At 64.2% G+C, this 16,557-nt stretch carries 17 protein-coding genes and 1 pseudogene; 9 read left to right on the top strand and 9 right to left on the bottom strand.

All coding sequences use genetic code 11. The annotated features are described in order from the left end of the window. The first annotated feature begins 74 nt into the window (after positions 1–74). Both grpE and N1058_RS02760 read left to right on the top strand, forming a co-directional pair. Positions 75–722: a nucleotide exchange factor GrpE gene (grpE, locus tag N1058_RS02765; RefSeq protein ID WP_265515965.1), complete on the top strand. Its 648-nt coding sequence runs from the start codon at positions 75–77 to the stop codon at positions 720–722. A gap of 209 nt (positions 723–931) precedes the next feature. Continuing rightward, on the top strand, positions 932–1,564 hold the full coding sequence (locus tag N1058_RS02760) for a trimeric intracellular cation channel family protein (protein WP_265515964.1): 633 nt from the start codon (positions 932–934) through the stop codon (positions 1,562–1,564). 13 nt (positions 1,565–1,577) lie between these two features. On the opposite strand, the gene N1058_RS02755 is transcribed toward N1058_RS02760, so the two are convergent. Next, the gene (locus N1058_RS02755) at positions 1,578–2,570 is read right to left on the bottom strand and encodes an adenosine kinase (protein ID WP_265515963.1); all 993 of its coding nucleotides are present in this window, start codon (positions 2,568–2,570) and stop codon (positions 1,578–1,580) included. 163 nt (positions 2,571–2,733) lie between these two features. On the opposite strand from N1058_RS02755, the gene N1058_RS02750 reads away from it, so the two are divergent. Then, the gene (locus N1058_RS02750; protein WP_265515962.1) at positions 2,734–3,471 is read left to right on the top strand and encodes a sulfate transporter family protein; all 738 of its coding nucleotides are present in this window, start codon (positions 2,734–2,736) and stop codon (positions 3,469–3,471) included. On the opposite strand, the gene olsB is transcribed toward N1058_RS02750, so the two are convergent. The 8 genes and pseudogenes from olsB to sppA all read right to left on the bottom strand — a co-directional run bounded on the left by olsB (position 3,438) and on the right by sppA (position 11,167). Beyond that, positions 3,438–4,277: a l-ornithine N(alpha)-acyltransferase gene (gene olsB, locus N1058_RS02745; protein ID WP_265516352.1), complete on the bottom strand. Its 840-nt coding sequence runs from the start codon at positions 4,275–4,277 to the stop codon at positions 3,438–3,440. The two genes, N1058_RS02750 and olsB, sit on opposite strands and share 34 nt — an antisense overlap. Before the next feature lie 197 nt (positions 4,278–4,474). Then, entirely contained in the window at positions 4,475–6,640 is a 2,166-nt protein-coding gene (locus tag N1058_RS02740) for an ATP-binding protein (RefSeq protein ID WP_338040608.1), read from the bottom strand. A gap of 143 nt (positions 6,641–6,783) precedes the next feature. Next, entirely contained in the window at positions 6,784–7,269 is a 486-nt protein-coding gene (lspA, locus tag N1058_RS02735) for a signal peptidase II (protein ID WP_265515961.1), read from the bottom strand. Further along, positions 7,266–8,120, bottom strand: coding sequence for a TrmH family RNA methyltransferase (locus N1058_RS02730; RefSeq protein WP_265515960.1), 855 nt, complete (start codon positions 8,118–8,120; stop codon positions 7,266–7,268). Before N1058_RS02730 ends, lspA begins: the two co-directional genes overlap by 4 nt. Next, complete coding sequence (locus N1058_RS02725) at positions 8,117–9,145, bottom strand: class I SAM-dependent methyltransferase (RefSeq protein ID WP_265515959.1); 1,029 nt, start codon at positions 9,143–9,145, stop codon at positions 8,117–8,119. The genes N1058_RS02730 and N1058_RS02725 overlap by 4 nt, the downstream gene beginning before the upstream one ends. Before the next feature lie 291 nt (positions 9,146–9,436). Continuing rightward, complete coding sequence (locus tag N1058_RS02720; RefSeq protein WP_265515958.1) at positions 9,437–9,772, bottom strand: LapA family protein; 336 nt, start codon at positions 9,770–9,772, stop codon at positions 9,437–9,439. 40 nt (positions 9,773–9,812) lie between these two features. Continuing rightward, positions 9,813–10,130: pseudogene (locus tag N1058_RS02715) on the bottom strand (integration host factor subunit beta); the annotation flags it as partial. 65 nt (positions 10,131–10,195) lie between these two features. Continuing rightward, a complete protein-coding gene (sppA, locus tag N1058_RS02710) occupies positions 10,196–11,167 on the bottom strand; it encodes a signal peptide peptidase SppA (RefSeq protein WP_265515957.1) in 972 nt (323 codons plus the stop codon). A 333-nt stretch (positions 11,168–11,500) separates the two neighbouring features. Between sppA and lptC the strand changes: the two genes are divergently transcribed. The 6 genes from lptC to ptsN all read left to right on the top strand — a co-directional run bounded on the left by lptC (position 11,501) and on the right by ptsN (position 16,550). Continuing rightward, positions 11,501–12,214: an LPS export ABC transporter periplasmic protein LptC gene (gene lptC, locus N1058_RS02705; RefSeq protein ID WP_265515956.1), complete on the top strand. Its 714-nt coding sequence runs from the start codon at positions 11,501–11,503 to the stop codon at positions 12,212–12,214. Then, positions 12,211–12,759, top strand: coding sequence for an LptA/OstA family protein (locus N1058_RS02700; RefSeq protein ID WP_265515955.1), 549 nt, complete (start codon positions 12,211–12,213; stop codon positions 12,757–12,759). The genes lptC and N1058_RS02700 overlap by 4 nt, the downstream gene beginning before the upstream one ends. An 11-nt stretch (positions 12,760–12,770) precedes the next feature. Continuing rightward, positions 12,771–13,577 carry an LPS export ABC transporter ATP-binding protein gene (lptB, locus tag N1058_RS02695; protein ID WP_420847940.1) on the top strand — a complete coding sequence of 269 codons (807 nt, stop codon included), beginning with the start codon at positions 12,771–12,773 and terminating at the stop codon, positions 13,575–13,577. A 156-nt stretch (positions 13,578–13,733) separates the two neighbouring features. After that, positions 13,734–15,245, top strand: coding sequence for an RNA polymerase factor sigma-54 (gene rpoN / locus N1058_RS02690; RefSeq protein WP_265515954.1), 1,512 nt, complete (start codon positions 13,734–13,736; stop codon positions 15,243–15,245). A gap of 216 nt (positions 15,246–15,461) precedes the next feature. Then, positions 15,462–16,037: a ribosome hibernation-promoting factor, HPF/YfiA family gene (gene hpf / locus N1058_RS02685; RefSeq protein WP_265515953.1), complete on the top strand. Its 576-nt coding sequence runs from the start codon at positions 15,462–15,464 to the stop codon at positions 16,035–16,037. 48 nt (positions 16,038–16,085) lie between these two features. Beyond that, on the top strand, positions 16,086–16,550 hold the full coding sequence (gene ptsN / locus N1058_RS02680; protein ID WP_265515952.1) for a PTS IIA-like nitrogen regulatory protein PtsN: 465 nt from the start codon (positions 16,086–16,088) through the stop codon (positions 16,548–16,550). Positions 16,551–16,557 lie beyond the last annotated feature (7 nt).

The following is a 16,557-nucleotide window of genomic DNA, read 5'->3' as shown; positions in this document are numbered from 1 at the left end:
ACGCACCCCTTGATTTTCCAGCCGCAAAGCTCGATATCCGGCCCGACTTTGAATTCGCAAAACACGGACAGGCAATGAACACCCATCGCAAGGACGACGACGCGTTCAACAATATCGAGGCGGAGAACGAAGAGATTCCGGCCGAGAACGTGGAAGCCGAGGGCGAAGGCGTTTCGGAGGAAGATGTTCTTCTGCGTCTGGCCAGGGAGAACGAGGAATTGAAGGAGCAGGCGCTGCGGCTTGCCGCCGAGATGGAAAACCTGCGCAAGCGCACGCAGCGCGATGTTGCCGACGCGCGCGCCTATGGTGTCGCCAATTTCGCCCGCGACATGCTGCAGGTCTCCGACAATCTTCAGCGCGCTCTGGAGGCGGTGCCTGCAGAATCGCGGGAGAACGCGGATGCCGGGCTCAAGGCGCTGGTCGAAGGCGTTGAGATGACGGAGCGCGCCATGCTGTCGACGCTGGAGCGCCACGGCGTCAAGCGCATCGATCCCAAGGGCGAAAAGTTCGACCCGCATTTCCATCAGGCCATGTTCGAAGTTCCCAATCCGGACGTGGCGGTCAACACCGTCGTTCAGGTGGTGCAGACGGGCTATGTCATCGGCGAGCGCGTCCTGCGCCCCGCCATGGTCGGCGTGGCCAAGGGCGGCCCCAAGGAAGGCGCCGCACCGAAGGACCCGCAGGCGGCCGAAACGGATGAACGGCCGGGCGGAGCGGCCTGAAAACGAATCTGGGCGGCGGTAGGGGTGCGTGGGCGCGTCCCGCCTCACCTTCCTCTTCCCGCCCCATGAGCTTTCGCGCTGGGGCAGTTCCAGGAAGGTGGAGCCCGTTCTCCGTCCGCAATTGCGTAAAACCCGATAGTTGGACCAGCTCGGCGTTTCTGTGAAACGGTGAACTGATCTGGCGGCCAAGTTGCCGCGCGGAGCCGCCGATGAACCCCTTGCTGATTCTCGACTATGCGGGCGTGGCCGTCTTTGCGGCCACCGGCGCGCTGGCCGCCTCGCGGAAGCAGCTGGACATCATCGGCTTCCTGTTCTTCGCCGGCGTCACCGGCACGGGCGGCGGCACGCTGCGTGACCTGGTGTTGGGCTTGCCGGTCTTCTGGGTGGTCAATCCGACCTATGTCGCGGTCTGCGCCGCCGTCGGCGGCCTTGTCTATTTCACCGCCCATCTGGTCGAATCGCGCTATCGCCTTCTGCTCTGGCTGGATGCGGTCGGCCTTTCGGCCTATGGCGTTCTGGGCGCCGCCGTCGGGCTTGCGGCGTCGGGCTCGCCCATCGTGGCGCTGGTCACGGGCGTATTGACGGCCACTTTCGGCGGCATCATCCGCGATCTCCTGGCGGGAGAGCCGTCGGTCCTGCTGCGGCCCGAAATCTATGTGAGCGCGGCGCTCACCGGCGCCGCCGTCTTCACCGGGGCCGATCTTGCCGGCCTCACGCTCGCTCCGGCCTCGCTGATGGCCTTCGCCGCCGCCTTCCTGGTGCGCGGCGGCGCCTTGCGCTTCGGCTGGACGGTGCCGCGCTACAAGCCGCGTCCTGGCCGCCGGCCGGAAGACATTCCCTGAGCGGGTATCCAGCCTACAACAGGCCCGTCTGCTGTGCTGCTTCCTTGAGCGAGAATTGCAGGCGCGGTCCCACCTGCTTGATGACCTGGGCAGCGGCAAATGAGCCGAGACGGCCGCAATCGGCGAGGTTGCGGCCATTTGTATAGCCGAACAGGAAGCCTGCGGCGTAAAGGTCGCCGGCGCCCGTCGTGTCCACAACCTGCTCCACCGGCACGACATCCACTCGCGCCGTTTCCTGCCCGCGCACGACCAGCGAGCCCTTTTCCGACATGGTGATGGCCGCGACCGAGCAATCCTGGCGGATGGCCTCGACGGCGTCGTCGAACGAGGATGTCTGGTAGAGCGCCAGAAGCTCGTGCTGATTGGCGAAGACGATGTCGACCCGGCCCGACCGCATCAACTCCAGGAACTCGCCGCGATAGCGGTCGACGCAAAACGGATCGGACAGCGACATCGCCATTTCTCCGCCAGCGGCATGGGTCAGGTCGGCGGTCTGGCGGATTGCCTCCTTGGCGCGCGGTGGGTCCCACAGATATCCCTCGAAATAGCTGACCCTGGCGCCCCGCGCCTTGTCTTCCTCGACATCCTCGGGGCCGAGCTCCACGCAGGCGCCCAGATAGGTGTTCATGGACCGCTCACCGTCCGGCGTCACGAAGATCATCGAACGCGCGGTCGGCGGGTGACCTTCCAGCGGCCGTGTGTCGAAGGCGACGCCCTGGGCGCGAATGTCATGCGTATAGATTTCGCCGAGTTGGTCGTTGGAGACCTTGCCGAAGAACGCCGCCTTGCCGCCCAGGCTGGCTACGCCCGCGGCTGTGTTGCCCGCGCTGCCGCCCGAGGTTTCGATCGCCGGCCCCATGCGCTGGTAGAGCAGCGTCGAGCGCTCGACGTCGATCAGGTTCATCGCGCCCCGGATGATGCCGTTCTCCGTCAGGAAGGCCTCGTCGCATCGCGCGATGATGTCCACGATCGCATTGCCGACGCACAGCACGTCAAATTTGCTCATGAAGGTCTCCGGAAAGCGATAGTCTATATGGGCGGGAACGGGTTTAAGCCGATGTAGAACATCGCCGGCAAATTTGGAAGGCGCGCTTCGCCGCAACCATTGCGCTTGCGCCGCCGCCCACCTATGTCGCTGATGACACCGGACAAGAAGGGCGAACGCCAAGATGATCCTCGACGCCGCGCGCGCCGCCGCAAGCCAGCTCTTCACGCGACCCTTCCGCGGCGCGTTCTTCAAGTCGCTCGGGCTTACCCTTCTGGTCCTCGCCGGTCTGTGGTTCGGCCTGCGGGAGCTTTTCGAGTTCTACGTGCTGCCGTTTCTCAACGTCTTCATGCCGGACCTGCCGGGCTGGGCCGGCTGGCTGGGTCTCGTCGGCGCGCTTTTCGCCGGCATCGGCCTGGCGCTCGGCCTTGCCCTTCTGATTGCGCCCATCACCGCCATCATCGCCGGCCTGTTCCTCGACGATGTTGCCGAAGCCGTCGAAACGACGAGCTACCCCGACGACCCGCCGGGCAGTCCGGTGCCCCTGGTGCCCGCTATCGTCATGTCGATCAAGTTCCTGGGGGTGGTGATCCTGGGCAATCTGCTGGCGCTGCTGCTTCTGCTCGTGCCCGGCGTCAACATGATCGCGTTTTTCATCGTCAACGGCTATCTGCTGGGCCGCGAATTCTTCGAGTTCGCCGCCATGCGCTACCGCCCGGAAGCGGAAGCCAAGGCCCTGCGCCGCCGGCACGGCTCGACCGTGTTCCTGGCCGGCCTGGTCATCGCGGCCTTCCTGGCGGTGCCGTTTCTCAACCTTCTGACGCCGCTCTTTGCCGCAGCCATGATGGTGCATCTGCACAAGATGGTCTCGGCCGAAACGCCGGCCTTTCAGCCGGCGAACCGCTCGGCCTCAGCGCCGTAGTAGCTGATGTAGCGGTCGGAAATTTGCTCGACCGGCAGGACCACCAGCACATCGGTGGTGCCGAATTCATGGTCGACCACGCAGCCATCGCCGAACTTCGCGCCAAGGCGCAGATAGCCCTTGATGAGCGGCGGCATGGCGAACAGCGCCTGCCTGGCGACGACCGCCTCCTCCGGCATGAGGTCCATAGGCATGTAGCGGGCCGGGTTGGCCCGAACCTTCCAGACACCCTCTGCCGCGCAGAAATGATGAAGGAACGACAGCGCCTCGGCATGCATCGCCGGCACCGTACCGGGAAAGGAGGCGCAGCCTGTCATGACGTCGATCTTCCTGCGCCGGCAATAGGCCCAGATGCCCTGCCACAACAGCTCGATGGTGCGCTTGGAACGGTAAGGCGGCAAAACGCAGGAACGGCCAAGCTCCAGGAAGCGGCGGCCGGGATGGCGCCCAACCAGCGCCTTCAGCTCGAATTCGTCCTCGGAGTAGAACCCGCCCGCAATGACCGCCTCATCCTGCGGCAACAGCCGATATGTGCCGACGATCCTGTCCTGCTCGGTGCCGGGCAGCGAGCTGTCGATGACCAGAAGATGATCGCATATCGCGTCGAAGCGGTCGGAATCGCGCTCTTCCAGTGCTCCCGCCGCAGCCGAACGCGCGCCCATTTCCTGACAGAAAACCTTGTAGCGGATCGACTGTGCGGCGGCGATTTCCTGCTCGCTGCGCGCCAGGCGCACCAGCAGCGGCCCAATGCGGCCGAGGACGGGCCCGCCGGACAGATTGCCGGCTAGCTGATCGCCCAGCGGCAATGCATCCTTGCTCTCGTGGCAGAGATTTTCTTCCAGCGTCAGTGGCTGCACGACTGATTCTCCACGGTTCCATGAGGTCACATAGAGGTACGCTGCGACAAAACAATGACAGGAAGGTGGTCGGCTTACCACTGGCCACGGAATGGGCCGGAAACCGGAAAACGCCGTTTGCAGCCCGTCCAGACCTGAATATCAGCTCAGGCCGCTATGTTCATCTCGATGGCCGTAAGCAGCTTGTCCGGGTCGATCGGCTTCGTGACGAAGCCGCTCGCCCCATGCGCCAGCACGCCATGCCGGGTCTTTTCCTGTCCATCGGCGGTCAGCACCAGTATGGGTATGGCCGCCATGCCGTTTTCTTCTTCAAAGCGACGCACGGCCGATATGGCGTCCAGCCCGTCCATGACGGGCATATGCAGGTCCATAAGCACGATGTCGAAGGCGCGGTCGACATGGGTGAGCGCGTCCACGGCGGCTCGGCCGTTCGAGACCACCTCGACGGCGTATCCGGCCTTGGTCAGCGTAACGCGCGCCAGCATGGCGTTGATCTCGTTGTCCTCGGCCACCAGGATGCGCTGTTCCCTGCCGGCGGGTCCGCCCAGCGCCGCACGAAATGCGTCTTCGCTGTCGGATTGCACACCGGTTTCGGCATCCTGCTGTGCATTCAGAAGCATCCGCAGCAATGTCCTCGTGCGCGCGGGCCGTGCCAGGAAGCCGGAATAGCCATGGGCGCGGAACGTGCCCAGCCTGCCGCGGTCGGTTGGCGCGATCAGAGTCAGCGCCTCTGCCCCCTGGGCGCCGGCACGGCGCAGCCCCGCCAGCGCCTCGCCATTGTCGGTCTCCAGGGAGGCGTCGATCAGGATCGCGTCGCACCGGGTGCGGCCGCTTTTCAACGTCGCCTTCGCGGCCGTCACGTCGGGCATGGCCCGGGCGCGGCCTCCGTGGGCCCTCACGCTTTGCGCCAGCGCCTCGGCCTCCACCATGTGCGGCGTCACGATGAGGACGTCCCATCCCTTCAGCGCCCGCCCATTGTCGGGTGCGTCCTCCGCATCGTTCAACGGCAGACGGACCGTGAACGTAGCACCCTCGCCAGGCTCGCTCTCAACCCCGATGGTCCCCTGCATGGCCTCCACCAGCCGCCGTGTGATGGCCAGCCCCAGGCCTGCTCCGCCATGCTTGCGCGTCGAGCTGGTGTCGGCCTGCTCGAACTCCTCGAAAATGCGTTGCTGGGCGTCTTCTTCCAGGCCCGGCCCGGTATCCTCTACCTTGAAGGAGAGCACCGGCCCGTTTTCGCTCTTGTCGAGCGACACCACCACAAGCACGCCTCCGACCTCGGTGAACTTGATGGCGTTGCCCAGAAGGTTGAGCAGGACCTGGCGCAGCCGGCCAGGATCGGCCATCACCATTTCCGGCACATCCGGCGCCACATGGCATCCAAGGCCGATATTCTTGGCAAAGGCCCGCGAGGCCATGAGCTCGACGATATTCTCCACAAGCTCGCGCACGCTCATCCGCTGAGGCTCGATTTCCAGCTTGCCAGCCTCGATCTTGGAATAGTCCAGCAGGTCCTCGATGATGGCGAGAAGCGCGCTCGCCGATGTCGAGACCGCGCCGACATAGGTACGCTGCTCAGCTGAAAGCTGTGTGTCGGCAAGCAGCGTGGCCATGCCCATTATACCGTTCATCGGCGTGCGGATCTCATGGCTGACCGTGGCCAGAAACCGTGATTTCGCGAGGCTCGCCATCTCCGCCCGCTCGCGTGCATTCACCAGCGCCGTCTCCGCTCGCTTCCGCGCGGTGATGTCGCGGGCGATGGCCCAGTGCGAAACGTTGCCGCTGTTGCGATCGCGCAGGGACAATTCGGTCCATGCGAACCAGCGCAATCCGCTCTTGGCGTAAATCGCCACATCGGTGGAGCTGATGCGCTCGCCTTCCGAAAACGCCTGTTCGGGCACGACGCTGATCTCGATGCCGATCTGGCTCAGCGTCTTGCCGAACAGGTTGCTCGTATCCGTCCCCATCAGATCGCCAAGCACGCTGTTGGCATAAAGGACGCGCCCGTCGCGGTCGCGGTGCACCACGAGATCGCCCAGCGCCTCGAGCAGGCCGTAGAAGCGTTGCTCGCTTTCCTGCATCTCCCACATGCGGTCGGCGAGCACTTCCATCCGCTCGACCTTGTCCGCATCCGCGGGCAGGGCCGGCGTAGCGGCTTCCTTCGGCCGTATGGAAAGCGCCATGGCGCCGGCGGCCAGCCCGATGCCGAGCAACATGAGCGTCACCAGCATCGCCGCCCCGGTGAGATAGGAGATGCTGGCCGTGAAAAGCACGCAAAGGGCCAGCGCGAACTCGCGGCCGCGCAGTTGCACGCGCCGTCGCGGGCCAGGCATTTTCAGGCCGGACCGCATGCGTTTCAGGAGTTTTTTGATCGTTGCGTTTGTCATGGCGCGGAATGAAACACGCCGACGGTTTCGGAATCTTTTGGCCTAATCTTTGTATTTTAACGATCGCCTCAACGATCGCTGGCCCGCTCGCGCCGCCAGCCGAGAACCTCGTCCAGGATGACCAGTCCCGCGCCGATTGTGATGAAGATGTCCGCCAGATTGAAGATCGCGAAGGACCAGACCGGCGTGTGGAAATAGATATAATCCACCACATAGCCCAGCGTGCTGCGATCGGCGAGATTGCCGAGCGCCCCGCCGACGATCAGCGCAAAACCCAGCCGCGAATAGATCTGTGTGGTCTCCGTCTTGAATGCCAGCACCACGACGACGAGGAGGATGGCGAGCACCAGCAGGCTCAGCCATGGTCCATCGACACCGGAGAGCATGGAAAAGGCAACGCCGGTGTTGCGGGAGTGGTAGAGCGCCAGGAAGGGCAGGATGTCGATAGGCTCATGCAGCGGCAAGGATGCTTCCACCAGTCTCTTGATCATCTGGTCGATGATGAGAGCGGCAAGGACGATGCCGGCATAGGGCGCGATCCGGCGCAGTTTCATGCATTGTTCTCCAGGGGCAGCACGCCGCGGCGGATTTCATAGAGCATCACGCCCGTCGCCACCGCGAGATTGAGGGAATCGGCCCGCCCTGCCTGCGGAATGCGCACCAGCCGGTCGCAGCACGCGGCCAGTTCCTCGGGCAGCCCCTGCTGCTCGTTGCCCATGAGCAGGACGATCGGTCCTTTCTCATAGTCCACCGTCCGGTAGTCGACCGAGCCCTTCAGATGGGTCCCCGCCACCAGCCCGCCGAAGCGGGCGCGCCAGCCGAGAAACTCCTGCGGGGCCGCGCGCGAAAGCGGCACGGAAAACAGGGAGCCCATCGTGGCCCGAACGGTTTCGATCGAGAAGGGGTCGGTGCAGTCGCCGACCAGTATAACGCCTTTGGCGCCCACCGCATCCACGGTGCGGATGATGGTGCCCAGATTGCCGGGATCGCGCACCCGGTCGAGCGCCACCCACACATCGCCGTCGGCGGGCCGCACATCCTTCAGCGCGCGGTACCGCTGCTCGAAGACGCCAACCACCATTTGCGGGTTGTCGCGCCTCGTGATGGCCGACAGCACCTTCTCGCTCACCTCGAGCACCAGCCCGCCCGCGCCAACCGTTCGCGCGGCGGCCGTTTCGACGGCTTTGTTGCCGCGTCCTGCCTTGGCATAGATCAGGGTGCGGATCGTCCAGCCCGTGTCGAGCGCGTCGATCACCAGCTTCAGCCCCTCGGCCATGAAGAGGTGGTCCCGGTCGCGGAACTTCTTCATCGACAGCGCGCGGATGTCCTTGATGATCGGGTTGGTCAGGCTGGTGATCTCCTTCACCTGCCCCGGGGCGCGGATCTCCCGCCGGTTTTCGCTCATACGGCCACCCACCGCGAAAACAGCGATGTCGACAGCGCCCGCCCAGCGGCCTTCTCGCGAATGATCAATTCACCGGATTCGACGCGCCCGCCCATCCCGGCGAATTCGTCCCGCATCAATGCATGCATGGCGAAGAAGGAGGCGCGGATGGAGTAGGCGGTCAGCACCATCGCCAGCGGCCTCGGCGACAGGATTTCGCGGCAGGTCTCCACCAGTGCCGGCAGATGCTCGAAAAGCTGCCAGACCTCGCCTTTCGGCCCGCGGCCATAGGCGGGCGGGTCGAGCAGGATGATGTCGTAGCCATTGCCGCGCCTGGATTCGCGCTCGGCGAATTTCATCGCGTCCTCGCATATCCAGCGGATGGGCCGGTCGCTCAGCCCCGCCAGTTCCTGGTTCTCGCGCGCCCAGGTGATCGCCTTCTTGGAGGCGTCCACATGCGTCACCTGTGCGCCCGCGCGCGCCGCGACCAGCGAGGCAAGCCCTGTATAGCCGAACAGGTTCAGAACTTTCACCGGCCGCCGCGCGCCGACGATCAGGCTTTCCATATGCGCCCAGTGCGAGGCCTGCTCGGGAAAGACGCCGACATGCCGGAACGAGGTGAAGCGGCCCTGATAGCTTATGCCGTCATGACGCATCGGCCATGTTTCGCCGAGCGGCGTGCCGGGAAAACGCCAGCGGCCCATGCCCTCCTCGTCCATGTCTCCGGTGAAGACGGCGCCGGCTTTCTCCCATTCCGTCTCGGAAAGCGCCGGCAACCAGAGCGCCTGCCCCTCCGGGCGCACGATTCTGTAGGGGCCGTACTGTTCCAGTTTCCGCCCCGCGCCCGAATCGATCAGTGCGTAGTCTTCATTGGGTAGGACCTCGAGGATCAGCGGCAGCTTTTCCTCCGGCAGCGGCCCCTGCCGGCGGCGCTTTTCGCCTTGCCGGCTTGCTGGCGCAGGTGCGCTGCCACCCTCGGCTTCCTGTCGCCTGTCGCCGGCACGCTTGCCGCGTTGCGGTCGATGCTTGGCATGCGAGGACTTCAAGAAGGGCTCCGGGGCTAGCGACTGTCTCCGCCGCTTCTGCCACAGCGAAATTTGACACGCAACGTATCGCGTCAGCGGCGTATGAGCGCCAGCGCGGCCATCGCACATGGAAGCCCCGGCAGCTTTAACCCCGGCATGAGGATATGTCCGGTCTCCCACCGTATGCGGATTGTCTTAAATCGTCCGGAAGAGAGCCTGGCTGCCAGGTTGCCATGACGGCCGCGTGGAAGTGTCATCGTGTCGCTGGAAAGCGATTTGCGCGGGAGATGTTCCTGGTGAAGCAGGATATTTTCAGGCGCTGTGCCGCGTCAGCGCCGTCCCGCCCGTGTTTCGCGGTTCGTTGGCGTTTTCCGCCTTGCGCAGGCGATCGACCTCATGGCCGCGCTGGCGTGCGATGCGGCGGTAGCGGCCCTGCCGGAACCATGTTGCAACACTACCGATGACCATGCCGATCACCATGGCGGCGAACAGAAACACGAAAAGCGGCATCTGCGCCGTCAGCGCCGGATTGCCGGGATTGAAAGGGTCGAGCGTGAAGGGGACGAGCGCGCGGTTGGCAACCGCCAGCGTGACGATGATGATCGCCAGCGGCACAAGCACGATGACTGTCACGATGCGATTGAGCATTTCACGCTCCCAAGATATTGCCAAAAGAATACAGGGCGCTTTACCCGTCGGAATTCAGCCGCTCGCGCAGTTCCTTACCGGTCTTGAAGAACGGCACCCATTTTTCCTCGACATGGACCGATTCGCCGGTACGCGGATTGCGTCCGGTACGCGGGGGCCGGTTCTTGACCGAGAAGGCGCCGAAGCCCCGCAACTCCACCCTGTTGCCTTCGGCGAGCGCGTCGGTGATTTCGTCGAAGATCGCGTTGACGATGTTTTCGACGTCTCGCAAAAACAGATGCGGGTTCCTGTTCGCTATGGTCTGCACAAGCTCAGACTTGATCATTGTCTCGTTCCGCCGCTTCGATTGCCGGGTTCGCCTTGGTCGTTCGCCTTGGTGGTTTCCAGTAAGCCTTGCTTATCTGCGTGATTTTGCACGCATTTTCAATCCGTCAGGCGCGATTTTTCAGGTTGCCAGACCGACAGCAGACCGTCAAGGAAGATGCGCTCTGCGCCCAGCGCGCGTATCAGGCCGCCTTGTGTCTCGATACCCAGCACGCCTGCCAGCAGGCGCCCGGCTATTCCCGGCAACAGCAGCGAGGCGCTGCTTTCCCGCTCCTTCCACTCCACCACCTCGAGATTTGCGTCGACGCCCTTTCCCGCCAGCCATTCCTTGGCTTCGCGTTCGCCGCCCAGCGCATCCACCAGCTTGCGCTCGGCCGCCTGCCGGCCGGTGAAGACGGAACCGTCGGCCAGCCGCAGCGCCTCGTCGCGTGTCAGCGGGCGGCGCTCGGCCACGAGGTCGACGAACCAGTCGTAGCTGTCGAGGATCATGGCGCGGATCATGGCCCGCTCTTCATCGGTGGTAGGATTGAAGGGGTTGGGCTCGGCCTTGAGCGGGCTGGATTTGATCGCCTCGAGCTTCACGCCCACCTTGTCCATGAGCCCGGTCACGTCTGGATACTGCATGAGCACACCGATGGAGCCGACGATGGAGGATTGGCGCGCGACGATATGATCGGCCGCGCTCGCCACCATGTAGCCGGCCGAGGCGGCCAGGGTGCCGACCTGCGCCACCACCGGCTTTTCCTGCGCAAGCAGGCGGATTTCCTCGTAGATGGCTTCGCCGCCGGCGGTGGTCCCGCCCGGCGAATCGACCGTGATGATCACGCCCTTTGCCGCGCTGCTTTCGCGGATACGCTTGATCCGGTCGAGCAATTCGTCGTCTTCCAGGATGGTGCCTTCGATGCGCAGCTGCGCAATATGATTTCCGGCGGCGCCGAGCTCGTCGGCAAAAATCCAGCGTGCGCCCGCAAACAGCGCCACGGCGATCACCACAAAAGCCACCACCCGCCAGAAGGTCAGCTTGCGCCTGAGACGGCGGCGGTCGATAAGGTCGTCGGCTCGGAGGGACATTGAGGGCCTCGCTTGTTCAAACTTGGTGCGTCAACCGCGCTTTGTAGCCCAAGCCGATGCAGCGGGCCACCGGGTTCTGGCGGTAAATGCGCGTCTGCGGGATCACTTTTTTCCAGCTAACCTCCTGACATTAACCCAAAAATAGCCATATTGCGATGTAACCGAGTGAAAGGGGCAAGCAGTGGGGGTGGGACGCCTGTAGGTGCCTGTCGCCATGCGCGGCGAAGGCGTCGGCATCGGCATGCCGGATAGCCCAGTCTCTCTGCAGGAGCAATTGAATGAACGGCTCGAACATGTCGGTCCGGAAATCGGACCCGGTTCTCGGACGGTCCGATGCCTAGCCCAAGCAAGGAAACTCAGGCTGAACAGGCTGACGGCGAACGCCGGGCCCGGGCCTTCCGGCCGTCCGAGCGCGGGGCGGAAGCCTTTGCACAGGCCGCGCGCCATTCGCGGAACGTTCGCGTCCTGAAATTCGTGCTGCCTACCACCGCGGCCGTGGTGGCCGTCGTTTTTCTCGGCTATTCCCTGCTTTCACCCGGGGGGATGGCGTCGGTCGACCTGGGTTCGGCCTCCATAGAGAACGGCAAGCTTGTGATGTCCAACCCCTCTCTCGACGGTTTCACCAACGACAACCTGCCTTACCACATGACGGCCACCCGCGCGCGCCAGGCAATCGGCAGCGAGACGGCAGCCATCGAGCTGGAAGGGATCGAAGCGACGGTGCCGATCGACAACGGCAACAGCGCCAGCATCAGCGCCGAGGCCGGCACCTTCGATCGCCAGGGAAACGCTCTCAGCCTCGACACGGCGATCACGCTGGAAACGACATCGGGCATCCGCGCGCGCCTGTCGTCCGCCGATATCGACATTGCCGCCGGCACGCTTTCCACAGATGACCCTGTTGCTATAGAACTCAACGGAATGAGCATAGAGGCCGACGCCTTCAGGGCGTCCGACGGCGGAAAAAAGCTGGTCTTCGACCGCCGGGTGCGTGTAACGCTGGATCCGGAAAATATCAGGCGGGCGCAAGGGGAACCGCAGCAATGATGAATTCAATTCGCCTCGGGGCGGCCGTTGCAATTGTCCTCATGAGCGGATTTGCCGCCCATGCGCAAAGTTCGGCCGACCGCATGACCGGCTTGAAGCTGTCGGGCGACGAGCCCATCCAGATCGAAAGCGCGCGCCTCGATGTGGACGAGAATCAGAGCGTCGGCATCTTTTCCGGCAACGTGACCGTCGTTCAGGGTGAAACCACCATGAAATCCGGGCGCATGAAGGTCTTTTACGCGGGTGACGCGGGCTCCGCCACCACCGGCAGCGCCAATATCGACCGTATCGAGGTGGACGGCGGCGTCTATGTGAAGTCGCAGACCCAGGTCGCCACCGGCGACCGCGCCACCTTCGACATGCAGACGCAGGTTCTCGTCATGTCGGGTGATGAAGTGGTCCTGTCGGAGGGCGAAAACGTCATCGTCGGCTGCAAGCTCACTGTGCAGATGAATTCGGGCCAGGCAAAGCTCGAAAGCTGCAAGGACGGCAAGACAGGCGGCCGCGTCAGGATGCTGCTCACCCCCGGTTCGCAGGACAGGTGAGCGGCGGTCCAGTGACATTCCTTTCCCGACTGAGAGGCACCGGCCGGCAGGCCTCCGCCCAGCGCGCGCCGACGGCCGAAGAGCTTGCGCGCTACAAGGGCACCCTTATCGCCCGCGGCCTGACCAAATCCTACAAGAGCCGCCAGGTCGTCTCCGGCGTATCGCTCGGCGTGCGCGCCGGCGAGGCGGTCGGTCTCCTGGGCCCCAACGGTGCCGGCAAGACAACCTGCTTCTACATGGTCACCGGCCTTGTTCCCGTTGATCGCGGCACGATCCAGATCGACGGCCACGACGTCACCTCCATGCCCATGTATCGCCGCGCCCGCCTCGGCATCGGCTATCTGCCGCAGGAAGCCTCGATCTTTCGCGGACTGACCGTGGAAGGCAATATCCGCGCGATCCTCGAAGTGGTCGAGAAGAGCCGGAAGGAACGGGAAAAGACCCTCGACGCGCTGCTCGAGGAGTTCCACATCTCCCATTTGCGCAAGTCGCCCTCGGTCGCCCTGTCGGGTGGCGAGCGTCGCCGCCTCGAGATCGCCCGCGCGCTGGCCTCCAAGCCCAATTTCATGCTGCTCGACGAGCCCTTCGCCGGCATCGATCCGATCGCCGTCACCGACATCCAGCAGCTCGTGCGGCACCTCACCAGCCGCGGCATCGGCGTCCTGATCACAGATCACAATGTGCGCGAGACGCTGGGGCTGATCGACCGCGCCTACATCATCCACGCCGGGCAGGTGCTGACCCACGGCCGTCCGGAAGATATCGTCGGCAACGCCGATGTGCGTCGCCTGTATCTGGGCGAAGCGTTCACCATGTAGCTGTTGCGCGCACAATATTAATCAAAATTGCGCTTTTACCGCCCGAAAGCGCGCATTTCCTTGACAAGCAAATGTCAGGCCAGTTCATATTCACGCCTGCGCTGAAGGAGTGCCGCCAAGGCAAGCCTGCGCATCGACCCGCAGTGAAGACGATACATGGCGCTCACACCCAGGCTAAATCTGCGTCAGTCGCAATCGCTGGTCATGACGCCCCAGTTGCTGCAGTCGATCCGGCTGCTTCAGCTCACCAATGTCGAGCTGGAGCGTTTCCTTGAGGAGGAGATCGAGCGCAATCCCCTACTGGAGCGCGACGAGCGCGGCGCCGCGGATGGCGAAACCTTACCGGACGGCCTGCAGGATCTTGCCGCCCGCGATTGGGACGAAGCGGAACGCCCTTCCTCCGAATCCATCTCCGACCGCCTCGACAGCTCCCTCGAAAACCTGTTCCCGGACGATCCGGGCACGCATGAATCCATAGGACCTGACCTTTCGGCGCAATGGCGCTCGGCAGGCGGCAACGGGCTCGCCGTCTCAAGCGGCGAGGAATGGAGCCTCGAAAACGTCGCCGCCGCTCCGGTTACCCTGCGCGATCACGTGCGCGAGCAGATAGGCCTCGCCTTCGATGAACCGGCAGAGCGGCTGCTCGCGGCCGAGCTTTCGGAAGGGCTCGACGAAGCCGGCTATTTCCAGGGCGAGCTGGCCGAGATCGCCGAGCGCTACGGAGTGGAGGAGGCGGCCGTCGCGCATGTGCTGGAGGTCTGCCAGGGTTTCGAGCCGGCCGGCCTTTTCGCCCGCGACCTCGCCGAATGCCTGGCCCTCCAGCTTCGCGCCCGTGACCGTCTGGACCCGGCGATGCGGGCCCTGCTCGACAATCTGGGGCTGCTGGCTCGCCGAGATTTCCATGCGCTGAAGCGGATCTGCGGGGTCGATGAGGAAGATCTGGTCGACATGCTCGCCGAAATCCGCGCCCTCGATCCCAAGCCGGGAGCGGGGTTCACGAGCGGCGGCGCCGATGCCATCGTGCCGGACGTCATCGTCCGCCCGGCGCCGGATGGCGCCTGGGCCGTTGAGGTCAACACCGACGCGCTGCCGCGTGTGCTCGTCAACGAAACCTATTTCGCCACCGTCTCCGCCAATGCCAGCAAGCAGGAGAAGACGTTCCTGAGCGAGTGCTTCCAGAGCGCCAACTGGATCGCCCGCAGCCTCGACCAGCGCGCCCGCACCATTCTCAAGGTTGCCTCGGAGATCGTTCGCCAGCAGGATGCGTTCCTGGTCCGTGGCGTGCGCCACTTGCGCCCGCTGAAGCTGCGCACCGTCGCCGAAGCCATCGGCATGCACGAATCCACCATCAGCCGCGTCGCCGCCAACAAATACATGATGACCCCTCGCGGCGTTTTCGAACTGCGCTATTTCTTCACCGCCGCCATCCAGTCGGCCGATGGCGGCGACGCCCATTCTTCCGAAGCCGTGCGGGACCGCATCCGCGGATTGATCGATGCGGAGGCGGCGGCGAGGGTTCTTTCCGACGATGCGATTGTGGATATCCTGCACGGCGAAGGCATCGACATCGCCCGTCGCACGGTCGCCAAATACCGGGAAGCAATGAACATTCCCTCTTCCGTCCAGCGCCGCCGCGAGAAAAAGGCGCTGGCCGGCGCCGGCGGGTGAGGTTCCGCCCCTTGGGAGTTCATTGACAAGCCCGCGGGAAGCCACTAGAAGCCCGCCCGCATGAGATAGCGGTTGGAGCGGTGGCTTCCTGCCTTGCTCTCATGGTGCGAGAATCGCTAGGCGGCTCCGAATTACCGTTGCGAAACCTTGTTTGCGCAGGCCACAGGTATAAACTCTCAGACCCGAACATTCACTTGAGGGAAGGTCCTTTCTCACATGAGCCTCCGCATTTCTGGCAAGAACATGGACATCGGCGATGCGTTCCGCACCCGCATCGAAGGCAGGATCGGTGAGGCCGTCGACAAATATTTCGATGGCGGATTTGCCGGCCGCGTCACCGTTGAAAAGTCCGGGTCCGGCTTCGCCGCCGACTGCTCCATTCACCTCGACACCGGCATGAGCCTGCAGGGTTCCGGCAAGGCCATGGAACCTCAGCTTGCCTTCGATGCCGCCGCCGAGCGCGTGGAAAAGCGCCTGCGCCGCTACAAGCGCCGGCTGAAGTCACACCCCACCGGCGACGGTCAGGACCCGCTGGACATCGCCTACAGGGTCATGGCGCCGGTCGCCGATGAGGACGACGAGGTGCCGGACGATTACGCCCCCACCGTGGTGGCCGAATCGCGTCTGGCCTTGAGGTCGATGTCGGTCGCCTCGGCGGTTATCGAACTCGACACGAAAGACAGCCCCGTTTTTGTGTTCCGCAACGCCGGCAGCAACGAGGTGAACATTGTCTATCGCCGTGCGGACGGCAATATCGGCTGGATCGACCCGTCGGTTGTCGCCAACGGATGATTCCGGCCGGCGGCCTTGCAGCCAGCGCCGAAGCAGAGGATGCATGACATGGATTTGAGCGATCTGATCGAGGTCGAGGCCGTTGTGCCCGCCTTGAAGGCCAACTCCAAGAAACAGGTTCTGCAACTCCTGTCGGAAAAGGCCGCCGCCGTCACCGGACTCTCCGAGCGCGAAATCTTCGATACGATTCTTCAGCGTGAGCGGCTTGGATCAACCGGCGTGGGCAACGGCATAGCCATCCCCCATGGAAAACTACCTGGCATCAAGGAGATCAAGGGCGTCTTCGCCCGACTGGACCATCCGGTCGAGTTCGACGCCCTCGACGACCTGCCGGTGGATCTGGTCTTCCTGCTTCTGGCCCCGGAGGGCGCGGGCGCCGATCACCTGAAGGCCCTGTCCCGCATCGCCCGGGTCCTGCGCGACGGCGACACGACCGCCAAGATCCGCGGCACCAAGGATGCGACCGCCATCCACACGTTCCTGTCCCAGGCCCCCGCCTCGAACGCCGCCTGACGCTCAG

This window comes from Nitratireductor luteus (assembly GCF_026162365.1).
Classification (GTDB): Bacteria; Pseudomonadota; Alphaproteobacteria; order Rhizobiales; family Rhizobiaceae; genus Chelativorans; species Chelativorans luteus.
Note: the sequence above shows the minus strand (reverse complement) of the source record. Positions and strands in the feature narration are given on the sequence as shown.

Excerpts from the sequence above, each read along its gene's own strand:
- grpE (WP_265515965.1), top strand. The coding sequence starts at position 75 with ATGAACACCCATCGCAAGGACGACGACGCGTTCAACAATATCGAGGCG.
- N1058_RS02760 (WP_265515964.1), top strand. The coding sequence starts at position 932 with ATGAACCCCTTGCTGATTCTCGACTATGCGGGCGTGGCCGTCTTTGCG.
- N1058_RS02755 (WP_265515963.1), bottom strand. The coding sequence starts at position 2,570 with ATGAGCAAATTTGACGTGCTGTGCGTCGGCAATGCGATCGTGGACATC.
- N1058_RS02750 (WP_265515962.1), top strand. The coding sequence starts at position 2,734 with ATGATCCTCGACGCCGCGCGCGCCGCCGCAAGCCAGCTCTTCACGCGA.
- lspA (WP_265515961.1), bottom strand. The coding sequence starts at position 7,269 with ATGAAACTGCGCCGGATCGCGCCCTATGCCGGCATCGTCCTTGCCGCT.
- N1058_RS02730 (WP_265515960.1), bottom strand. The coding sequence starts at position 8,120 with ATGAGCGAAAACCGGCGGGAGATCCGCGCCCCGGGGCAGGTGAAGGAG.
- N1058_RS02720 (WP_265515958.1), bottom strand. The coding sequence starts at position 9,772 with ATGCTCAATCGCATCGTGACAGTCATCGTGCTTGTGCCGCTGGCGATC.
- sppA (WP_265515957.1), bottom strand. The coding sequence starts at position 11,167 with ATGTCCCTCCGAGCCGACGACCTTATCGACCGCCGCCGTCTCAGGCGC.
- lptC (WP_265515956.1), top strand. The coding sequence starts at position 11,501 with ATGCCTAGCCCAAGCAAGGAAACTCAGGCTGAACAGGCTGACGGCGAA.
- N1058_RS02700 (WP_265515955.1), top strand. The coding sequence starts at position 12,211 with ATGATGAATTCAATTCGCCTCGGGGCGGCCGTTGCAATTGTCCTCATG.
- rpoN (WP_265515954.1), top strand. The coding sequence starts at position 13,734 with ATGGCGCTCACACCCAGGCTAAATCTGCGTCAGTCGCAATCGCTGGTC.
- hpf (WP_265515953.1), top strand. The coding sequence starts at position 15,462 with ATGAGCCTCCGCATTTCTGGCAAGAACATGGACATCGGCGATGCGTTC.
- ptsN (WP_265515952.1), top strand. The coding sequence starts at position 16,086 with ATGGATTTGAGCGATCTGATCGAGGTCGAGGCCGTTGTGCCCGCCTTG.